The sequence below is a fragment of the Williamwhitmania taraxaci genome, assembly GCF_900096565.1.
Taxonomy (GTDB): Bacteria; Bacteroidota; Bacteroidia; order Bacteroidales; family Williamwhitmaniaceae; genus Williamwhitmania; species Williamwhitmania taraxaci.
In genome coordinates this window covers 41,288-50,677 of sequence record NZ_FMYP01000022.1, presented here as the reverse complement: position 1 = coordinate 50,677, position 9,390 = coordinate 41,288, and the positions used below count along the sequence as shown (strand labels likewise).

Sequence of the window (9,390 nt, the reverse complement as noted above, 5' to 3'; positions counted from 1 at the left end):
CACTCATCATGGACGTGCAGTAATCCTGCCAAAGTGAAACCTTTTTCAACCCGTGTATGGGCGTTCCGGTAAGCATAGTAAAGGTCTTGCCGCACGTTTTGCACTTGGAGCGCTGCCTCCCATTGAACATGCTGTGCTTAATGATCATGCTGCTCGAGCAGTGGGGGCAGACTTTCGCCTCCCCCAGCTGAGCCGTAAGTGATGCATCCGTATTTTTCAGCTCCCGCATTACCGTAACGCGCTCTTGTTCTGTCAACTGTTTTGCGAGTTCTCGGATTTGTTCAATTATTGTCATATCATAGAGACTTTCCACTAAGATAAGCAAATTTTTGCAACAACATTATCACTGAATAGAGCCGAAAGATTTAATGCCGATTTGTATTCGTTCTTAATGTTATTTGTCAGTGTCTTGATTGTTGTCGGCTTATTTCTTGCCCATTCTTTTAGGATGATATCGTTCACAAGAACTTTAACTTCCCCATTTTCTTTCATCTCTTTGAATTTCGTCCAAAGTTCAAAAAAAGTGTCCTTAGTGAGGTAAATCCAAATATTCGTGTCTAATGCTATGTTCATAGTCGTCTTGTTTATAATGACAGCTAACTTGTTTATAAACGGACAAAATGTCCGTTTATCCACCCCTTTTGGTATGTATAAACACACCTTTAGTGCGGTTTATTTCTTATACCAAAGGAAGCAAAATAATTACAAGTCATCAAAAGGTGAGCGAGTTCTTTTCAAGCCTGTTATGCTCATATTCGTGTAGATCTTGGTTGTCTTGATATTCATGTGCTCTATCAGCTCCTGAAAATATCAACACTCACCTCGCCATAGATATTCAACCCCATTCGGGGTTGGTGCATTTTGGGTATCGTTGACCACAGGTTTCACCTGTGGCTATTCAGATTTAAGCCCTACGGGCTTGATGCCGGAGGCATCGCATGTTTATAGAAAGATAATGTATGTAGCTATGCGACCCCAGCTGGGGTGGAACGTTTGTGGATTCGGCTGTTTCTATAAACATGAAACCCCGCTGGAGTTTGCCGTGAACCCCTAATGCATTTAACACTGACGGGGTGACTTTTCTTACGCGAGAGGAGTCACCCCGACAGGTTACACACATCAAAAAAAGAGTTGGTGGCACTATACTACGAATAAACGCTACTAGGTTCTGCGAACGCTAGAAGGTAGTGGCGGGGAAAGCGAACTAGTCCGGGTGCGACTTCTTTTCTTCCGCATAATAGTCGCGCTCGGACTGTGCATAAAAATATCACCACTCACCTTACCATAGATATTCAACCCCATTCGGGGTTGGTGCATTTTGGGTATCGTTGACCACAGGTTTCACCTGTGGCTATTAACATTTAAGCCCTACGGGCTTGATGCCGGAGGCATCGCATGTTTATAGAAAGATAATGTATGCAGCTATGCGACCCCAGCTGGGGTGGAACGTTCGCGGATTCGGCTGTTTCTATAAACATGAAACCCCGCCGGGGTTTACCGTGAACCCCTGATGCATTTACCACTGACGGGGTGACCTTTCTTCCGCGAGAGGAGTCACCCCGTCAGGGTACACACAACAAAGAATAAGTTGATGGCACTATACTAAGTATAAACGCTTCTAGGTTCTGCGAACGATAGAAGGTAGTGGCGGGGGAAGCGAACTAGTCTGGGTGCGACTTCTTTTCTTCCGCATAATAGTCGCGCTCGGACTGTGCATAAAAATATCAACACTCACCTTACCATAGATATTCAACCCCATTCGGGGTTGGTGCATTTTGGGTATCGTTGACCACAGGTTTCACCTGTGGCTATTCAAATTTAAGCCCTACGGGCTTGATGCCGGAGGCATCGCATGTTTATAGAAAGATAATGTATGTAGCTATGCGACCCCAGCTGGGGTCGAAGGTTCGCGGATTCGGCTGTTTCTATAAACATGAAACCCCGCCGGGGTTTACCGTAAACCCTAAGGCATTTACCACTGACGGGGTGACTTTTCTTCCGAGAGAGGAGTCACCCCGTCAGGTTACGCACAACAAAGAATAAGTTGGTGGCACTATACTACGAATAAACGCTTCTGGGTTCTGCGAAGGCTAGAAGGTAGTGGCGGGGAAAGCGAACTAGTCCGGGTGCGACTTCTTTTCTTCCGCATAATAGTCGCGCTCGGACTGTTCTTGCCACAAAACCTAACCAAACGTGCAAGGGCGTCCCGTTGGGGAGATTTAGAGGGTAGGTAGTCTACGAACTAGCTGAATGAATTCGGCTGCGTTTACCACGCGGCGCATGTTGTTGCGGTGTATTGATTGCCGGATGCCGTGTAATTATCGGTTTATGAACGCGAAATGGTTGCTAATAATGTCGAATTCTCATCAAATTCTAATTCTTCGAAATATATTGTAACTTTTCGGTGACCAATTACATCTAATAGGATGTAAGGAAGCAGCAATTGTAAAAGACTTTCGTTTTGTAAGAGGAATAGAGACGTTTTTCAAGCATTTATCCAATATTACTATGTTCAAGAATCTGTTTAAGCATAGCCTCCGGGCAATGAATCGTCAAAAGGGCTATGTGGCCATCAATGTATTGGGATTGGCCATTGGCATTGCATGTAGCCTTGTGATTATTCTGTTTGTGGTGCACGAGGTTAGCTTCGATAAGTTCAATGAAAAGGGCGATAGGATTTATCGCTTAGTACTTAATGGAAAAATTGGTGGACAGGAGTTAAAGGTATCTTCCTCGGCATCGCCCATGGGTCCCACAATGCTGAGGGAGTTTGCCGAGGTTGAAGATTTTGTGCGGCTAAACAGCTGGGGTCAAACGATACTCAAGAATGGGAATCAAAGTTTTATAGAGAAAGACTTTGTAGAGGCCGACTCGTCGTTCTTCAATATCTTTTCGATTCCGCTGCTATCAGGCGAGAAGAAGAGCGTGCTAAATGCATCGCACACATTGGTTCTGTCCGCTACCACCGCAAAGAAAATCTTTGGACAGGAGAACCCGATGGATAAGCTGCTGAAGGTGGGCGACGATACGGTGATGTACCGCGTAACCGGTGTAATGGCAGACGTGCCGGAGACATCACATCTTAAGGTGAGCGTTATTGGCTCGTTTATGACCAACAAGCGTGCCAACGATAACGAATGGACCAGCAACAGCTTTAATACTTACCTGCTTCTAAAACCAAATACTAAAGCAAAACAGGTTGAAGCAAAAATACCCGCCCTGTTGAAAAAGTATGTTGGTCCACAAATACTCCAGTACCTGGGATTATCCATGGAGGAGTTTCTTGCCAAAGGCAATAGATATGACATGAACCTGCAAGCCCTGGAGGATATACACCTTGATCCATCCATCCAGCAGGACATGAAGGCGCCCAGCGATCCAAAGTATTTACTGATTTTTGGAAGCATCGCACTTTTAATCATCGTAATTGCAGCCATCAACTTTATGAACCTATCCACGGCACAAGCAGCCAAACGCGCAAAGGAAGTGGGTATGAAGAAGGTATGTGGTTCCTCGCGCGGTATGCTTATTAGCCAGTTTATTGCAGAATCGATGCTGCTAACTACGATTGCCCTTGTTTTTGCCATCCTAATAGTTGAGCTGGCTATGCCCTACTTCAATAGTTTACTGGATGCAGAATTAAAAATCGACTATCTCGGCAGCTGGTATATTCTTCCCGGACTATTGCTCTTCTCCCTAATAATTGGACTATTTGCCGGCAGCTATCCAGCATTCTTTCTCTCCTCATTTAATCCGTATGAGGTTCTGAAGGGTAAAGTAAAGGGCAGCATGAAAAATGGTAAGCTCCGAAGCTTACTGGTAGTGATTCAATTTACCATATCCATTATCCTGATTGTGGGAACCAGCATTATGTTCAGACAGATTAGCTTTATGCTTAAGAAGGATCTTGGCTTTAATAAGGAACAGCTGATGGTGATTACCCGCGCCGAAACCATTGGCGATCGCATAACTGCATTTAAGGATGCGCTGAATAAGATTCCCGGAGTGATAAAGGTGGCCTCCTCAACCGCCGTGCCAGGCCATGGCAACAATAATAATAGCTATATGATGGAGGGGCGTGAACAGGAAACGTTCCTGATGCAAACCGTATGGGTGGATTATGACTATTTGGAAACCTATGGACATAAGATGATCTCCGGCAGGTTCTTTAACGATGATTTCGCAACCGATAAGGATGGCTGTGTAATAAACGAAAGCGCTGTAAAACAGTTTACTCTTGTAACCCCGCTCACTACCCGCTTTATTACGCCCTCGGAAGATGTAACCAAAAAAGAGTATATGCCGGTGATTGGGGTGGTGAAGGACTTCAACTTTGAATCGCTGCAGTCGAGAATCAATCCACATGTATTCCGCTTCAAGAAGGAGGGGTTCAATTGGGGATATATTACCATTAAGGTGGCTCCAAAAGATATGAAGAAAACAATAGCGGGGATTGAAGGGGTATGGAAGGAATTTACATCCAACGATCCGCTGAACTATTTCTTCTTGGATAAAGATTTTGTCCGACTCTACAAGGAGGAACGCCAGAATGCGGAGATGGCGGTGCTGTTTGCCATTTTGGCCATCTTTATTGCTGCCCTTGGGCTGTTTGGTCTCACCTCATTTGCCGTGGAGCAGCGCACCAAGGAGATAGGAATTCGGAAAACTATGGGAGCATCGGTATTCAGCATATTCTTCCTGATATCCAAGGAAATAATTGTGCTGGTTACCATCTCAACAGCCATTGCCATTCCTGTTGCATTCTACATTGGCAACAGCTGGCTACAGAACTACTACTATCGAATAAACTTGGGTGTTTTCGATTTTGTTATTGGATTTGGCATTGCCATAGTGATTGCCTTGGCAACCATAAGCTACCGAACCATAAAGGCCGCAACGGCTAATCCGGTAGATTCGCTGCTGTATGAATAGGTGTCGATTTGAGGATTTGAAAATGGACGCAGCGTTGTGCGTCCATTTTTAAATTCTTATATCATTCCATCTTAAAATAAAGTTGCTATAAGCCTTTCTGCGTAATCGTTGGAGGAAAAGTTGCGTCAATCATACTTGTCACCGTTCATCAGGGCTAAAAGAGCCCCTTAAGAAACGCCAACATCTCGTCCCACGATTTGGAGTCGGCTTCGGGGTTGTATCGAATAGGCATATTGAATTTTGTTCCTATTTCAGTGGCCTCGGGATTAGTAAATGCGTGGGTTGCGTCGGGATAAACCGTAAAAGTATAGGCAACTTTCTCGGTGTCGAGGTTCTTACGGAACTTAACAATATCCGCTTCGGGAACAAAGGTATCGGCACCGCCGTGGCAAACTAAAATCTTACCCTTCACGCTGCCCTTTGTGGCGGGAACTCCAGCCAATCCACCATGGAAGCTTACAACGCCCTTGAGATCCATGCCCATCTTTGCGGCATTTAGCACCATAGATCCGCCAAAGCAGTAGCCAATGGCGGCAACCTTTGTAATATCGGCTTGAGGGAATTCTCCCGCTCGCTTTAAAGCGGCTTTCAACCGAGATAGGGCAAGCGCGGGATTCTTATAAAGAACAGAGGAAAATTCCTGCGCCTGCTGAGGTGTTTCGGCAATCTTTCCATCGCCATACATATCTACAGCAAATGCAAAGTAACCCTGCTGGGCAAGCATAGTAGCACGCTGGCGTGCATAATCGTTGTTGCCCCACCATTCGGGCACCACCAGCACTACAGGTAAAGGTCCAGTAAGGGTTGCATTATAAATGGCATAGCCTTTCATTACAACACCATCGAGCTCGTAGGTTACTTCTTGCCCATATAACGCCGGAATAGCAGGTTTTATTAAGGGTTCCGCCCCATTCGAAACAAGGGTGCTCAATACTAAAATGGAGAATAATAATCCTGAAAATCTTTTCATAGTTCCACCTATTAAATTCAGTTGTTAGAAATGCTAAACAGCAATACCATAAGCAATGTTGCAACCATGCGCCCCAACGCGTAAAAATAAACGACTTATTGTGGAAAGTTATACAAACATTTTAGGGCAAACAAACACCCAAAAGGGAAGTCACGGTAGGGAGAATATAAAGGATGGCAGCGGTAATCATTATCGGAACTACGGCGCAAATGGCAATTTGTGCAAAACAATTTACAAAATGCTCGCATAGGCTATTACAACCCAGATAAAGAAGGTCCAAGCATTAAGATGGTTTACCTACCCAAATTTCTGCGGCGCAAAAAATACCTCAACAGCACTTGATCGATAATAAAAGTAAAGACGATACCTGTCAAAAACATGGCGATGGGAACAATATTCTCGAGGAGATATTGAACGAGTTCATTATCCTGAATTTCTTTGCCCCAGTTTACGAAGAGAAACACCATGCCAAGCACCATAAGCACTCCTACCGTAACGACCACCTTGAGTCCAAAGTCAAAAAGGATGTCGCGGAGGGCAATTCGCTTTTCGAGCCGTTGCATAAAGCGCTCGGTAAAGGTATCGGGCATCTCCCTCTCGGGAGGGGTCGAAAGCGCCCTGTCGATAATCTGATCGAGGTTTTCGCTTTTCATATCATGCTAATTTATTATCGTTAGTTGGTTGTGCGATTCGAGCCATTTCGGGAAAATTGGTTACTACTGCTTCCTGAATAAGCTTTCGTCCGCGATGGAGGTAATTTTTAATGGTTCCCTCCTGCATGGCTGTGATGGACTCGATCTCCTGAATCGAGAACTCCTCCAAGTAGAAGAGCGTAATCACCGTGCGATAGTGGAGCGGAAGGTTTTCAATAATGCCGTGCACAATCGTCTTAACCTCGCCACGCTGCAACTCCTCCCACGGTGTGGATGGCGAGGTGCTGCCTGTTGGCGATTCTGGCAACGTATCGGTGTGCATCACAAACGCCTTCCCTTTCTTCCTAAGATGATCGAGGCAGGTGTTGTAGGCAATAGCCGCTATCCAGGTGGAGAGCTTCGAATCGCCTCGATATTTTGCCATACTCTTGAATACGCGAATAAACACCTCCTGACAAATATCCTCTGCATCTTCGTGATGCCGAACCATACGCAGCACCATGTGCCATACCAACTTTCGGTGCTGATTCACCAGAAATCGGAATGCATTGGTGTTTCCACCCTGTATCTGCGCAATAAGCTCTTTATCGTTCATCCAATCCATTAGTCGGAAGATAGGCTGAAAAGGTTGCAGGAAAGATAATAATTTGAAGAAGTTAAACGGGAATTAGTCGGTAGTTAAGCTGAAGTTAGTCGGAATGTGAGATTGCGATCTTGTTCCCTTCACAAATATCTATAGCCACTCCAAGAACCATAATCTTATTAGCATTTTAGCAAATTAAGGAATTAGCAAATTATTCTCTGCAACCTTTTTTGCACAGCCTTCGACTAATGTTACAGAAACATCACTTAAACCTTTCAGATATGACAGAAGTATTTATTACGGCCACTGTATTCATCGGGATTTATAGCATCCTTAAGATGTTTACCGACTTTCTGCTAAAGCGAAAAATTATTAAAACCGGTCATTTGGGTAAGGCAGATATCCTAGGCGAGATACCAATTGCAGATAACGAAAATCGCTATCCAACGCTTAAGTGGGGATTAGTAGCGCTCTTTGCCGGATTAGGTTTGCTGGTAAACGACCTATTCTTTTTCCGCGATCCCCATGCACTGGAGACAGGATTCCATGCCGCGGTTCCGTTTGGTATTGAGCTGATATTTATTGCAGCTGGTTTTCTTACCTACTTCTTTATTGTGAACAAGAAAAAGTAATTACATCACCTATTGTTGTTTAGTTTTGAGAAAGAAAGCCCTTCGATTTGAAGGGCTTTCTTTTATTGGTGCTGTTATCGTATAAGATATTTTCAGCTTATACTATCGTGCTGATCTCCGCAATTACGGCATTGGGATCGTTTATCTGTTCTTGCTCCTTGTTGCTCAACTCTAAATCCTTTATGGCTCGCTCTCGGGTGGGGGTTAGGGTTAAGAAGTATGCGACAATAAGCGCAGCTAAGCCCAAGAATAGGATATCGCAGGTTAAGAAATAGAGGATAATAGCAAGCATTACCGGTGCCTCCAAAAGCGCATACCTAATCATAAGAGCCGAGCGATAATCGGCCATCCGCTCCTTTAATTCCAACTTGGTTTTTAACGCTTTTAGCTTCCGATTAAAAACAAAATTGCTACCAACAAATCCTCCCGCAGCAAATAGCGTAACGATGATTAGAATACTATTTTGCAGCGCAGGTTCTGGCGGTGCAATGGTCTTGCTATACACCAGCAGAAATGCAATAAGGCCGAAGAAAAGCTGCGATACGGCTAGGGCGTAGAATACTATTTTACCTTCTCTAAAATACTCCTTGGATGTTTGCTTCGTGGTAATCATACCTGATAATTTGTGTTTATAAGAATGGGAAATACACCGACGATAATGCGTTAATGTCTGTTTAAGAGATCATGCTCCTGTAATTTCATTAATCCTACGGCTTACTTTTGGGGAGATAATTGTTTTGCCATTACCGAATCGGAATTCTCTCCCCCAAAAACTTTGGTTCCTTCCCAAAGTAAAGATCGAGCATCACTTTTACACGTGCAAACTTCTCGCGTAATTGGGTCTTAAACCCGTTGTAGGCATCAACATCTTTGGCGCTATAGCCCGATGCATTTAGCCCAAAAAACTTGGCAATGTATATGGCACGTTGGTTATGAAACTGCTGTGATATAATGGTAAAGCTGCTTTGCCCAAAAATCTTGTTCATTCGAACAACGGAATCGAATGTGCGGAATCCGGCAAAGTCGAGGTAAATTCTTTCACAAGGGATACCGGCTGCCAACAAGGCCTCCTTCATATCCTGTGGTTCATTGTAGCCCTTTGTGCTGTTATCGCCACTAATAACGATGTTGCTAACTTTCCCGGCTTTGTATAGCTCCACCGTGGCGGCAATTCGGTAGGCAAAATATTGGTTTGGCTTACCGGAACGAAGAAGTTTATTAGTTCCCAGCAGCAACCCAACGCTATTGTAGGGCACATCATGCACATTGCTATATATGTAAGGCTTGGTGCTGCGTTCAATACATGAGTTTGCATAAAGCATTAGTATCATTGAGGCTATTGCACCAATTCCTATAATCCAATAGATGGGCTTGCTCCACTTGGTCCATAAAATTGTAATTCGCTTGAATCTATTTATAAGCTTCATGTATGCTCGATAATGTTTCGTAATGTGAAGGCGGCGCAATCCGGCCTATATCTCTTTGACGCTGCTGTGCGCGCCGCCATTTGGTATGTTTCATTTAGCCGGGGGCTACCCTCCTTCGTCGGGAATCGCCCCCGTCTATTATATTTCGGCCTTTCAGGCCTATGTAACACTATTCCTATTCCGGAATTTACTT

At 44.4% G+C, this 9,390-nt stretch carries 9 protein-coding genes; 2 read left to right on the top strand and 7 right to left on the bottom strand.

Annotated elements, in window-relative coordinates; genetic code table 11:
- Nucleotides 1–295 (bottom strand): IS1 family transposase (locus BLS65_RS07615; RefSeq protein WP_139180955.1); only part of this gene is annotated, 295 nt, incomplete at its 3' end.
- A gap of 17 nt (nucleotides 296–312) precedes the next feature.
- Nucleotides 313–573 carry a PIN domain-containing protein gene (locus BLS65_RS07610; protein WP_125869801.1) on the bottom strand — a complete coding sequence of 87 codons (261 nt, stop codon included), beginning with the start codon at nucleotides 571–573 and terminating at the stop codon, nucleotides 313–315.
- 1,935 nt (nucleotides 574–2,508) lie between these two features.
- On the opposite strand from BLS65_RS07610, the gene BLS65_RS07605 reads away from it, so the two are divergent.
- The gene (locus BLS65_RS07605) at nucleotides 2,509–4,932 is read left to right on the top strand and encodes an ABC transporter permease (RefSeq protein WP_092437580.1); all 2,424 of its coding nucleotides are present in this window, start codon (nucleotides 2,509–2,511) and stop codon (nucleotides 4,930–4,932) included.
- A gap of 154 nt (nucleotides 4,933–5,086) precedes the next feature.
- Here BLS65_RS07605 and BLS65_RS07600 read toward each other — a convergent pair whose 3' ends face one another.
- The 3 genes from BLS65_RS07600 to BLS65_RS07585 form a co-directional block, all read right to left on the bottom strand.
- A complete protein-coding gene (locus BLS65_RS07600) occupies nucleotides 5,087–5,902 on the bottom strand; it encodes a dienelactone hydrolase family protein (protein WP_092437578.1) in 816 nt (271 codons plus the stop codon).
- A 293-nt stretch (nucleotides 5,903–6,195) separates the two neighbouring features.
- On the bottom strand, nucleotides 6,196–6,555 hold the full coding sequence (locus BLS65_RS07590; RefSeq protein ID WP_092437573.1) for a hypothetical protein: 360 nt from the start codon (nucleotides 6,553–6,555) through the stop codon (nucleotides 6,196–6,198).
- Nucleotide 6,556: 1 nt separating this feature from the next.
- Entirely contained in the window at nucleotides 6,557–7,159 is a 603-nt protein-coding gene (locus BLS65_RS07585) for an RNA polymerase sigma factor (RefSeq protein WP_092437571.1), read from the bottom strand.
- Nucleotides 7,160–7,419: 260 nt separating this feature from the next.
- Here BLS65_RS07585 and BLS65_RS07580 point away from each other — a divergent pair, with 260 nt between their 5' ends.
- Nucleotides 7,420–7,770, top strand: coding sequence for a hypothetical protein (locus BLS65_RS07580; RefSeq protein WP_125869800.1), 351 nt, complete (start codon nucleotides 7,420–7,422; stop codon nucleotides 7,768–7,770).
- A 97-nt stretch (nucleotides 7,771–7,867) separates the two neighbouring features.
- Here BLS65_RS07580 and BLS65_RS07575 read toward each other — a convergent pair whose 3' ends face one another.
- Together BLS65_RS07575 and BLS65_RS07570 are read right to left on the bottom strand one after the other, a co-directional pair.
- Complete coding sequence (locus tag BLS65_RS07575; protein ID WP_092437567.1) at nucleotides 7,868–8,383, bottom strand: hypothetical protein; 516 nt, start codon at nucleotides 8,381–8,383, stop codon at nucleotides 7,868–7,870.
- Nucleotides 8,384–8,513: 130 nt separating this feature from the next.
- Nucleotides 8,514–9,101, bottom strand: coding sequence for a SanA/YdcF family protein (locus BLS65_RS07570; protein ID WP_092437584.1), 588 nt, complete (start codon nucleotides 9,099–9,101; stop codon nucleotides 8,514–8,516).
- Between the last annotated feature and the right edge of the window lie 289 nt (nucleotides 9,102–9,390).

Bases quoted from the DNA above. Each gene is read 5' to 3' on its own strand.
- BLS65_RS07610 (WP_125869801.1), bottom strand. From the start codon at position 573: ATGAACATAGCATTAGACACGAATATTTGGATTTACCTCACTAAGGAC.
- BLS65_RS07605 (WP_092437580.1), top strand. From the start codon at position 2,509: ATGTTCAAGAATCTGTTTAAGCATAGCCTCCGGGCAATGAATCGTCAA.
- BLS65_RS07600 (WP_092437578.1), bottom strand. From the start codon at position 5,902: ATGAAAAGATTTTCAGGATTATTATTCTCCATTTTAGTATTGAGCACC.
- BLS65_RS07590 (WP_092437573.1), bottom strand. From the start codon at position 6,555: ATGAAAAGCGAAAACCTCGATCAGATTATCGACAGGGCGCTTTCGACC.
- BLS65_RS07585 (WP_092437571.1), bottom strand. From the start codon at position 7,159: ATGGATTGGATGAACGATAAAGAGCTTATTGCGCAGATACAGGGTGGA.
- BLS65_RS07580 (WP_125869800.1), top strand. From the start codon at position 7,420: ATGACAGAAGTATTTATTACGGCCACTGTATTCATCGGGATTTATAGC.
- BLS65_RS07575 (WP_092437567.1), bottom strand. From the start codon at position 8,383: ATGATTACCACGAAGCAAACATCCAAGGAGTATTTTAGAGAAGGTAAA.
- BLS65_RS07570 (WP_092437584.1), bottom strand. From the start codon at position 9,101: ATGATACTAATGCTTTATGCAAACTCATGTATTGAACGCAGCACCAAG.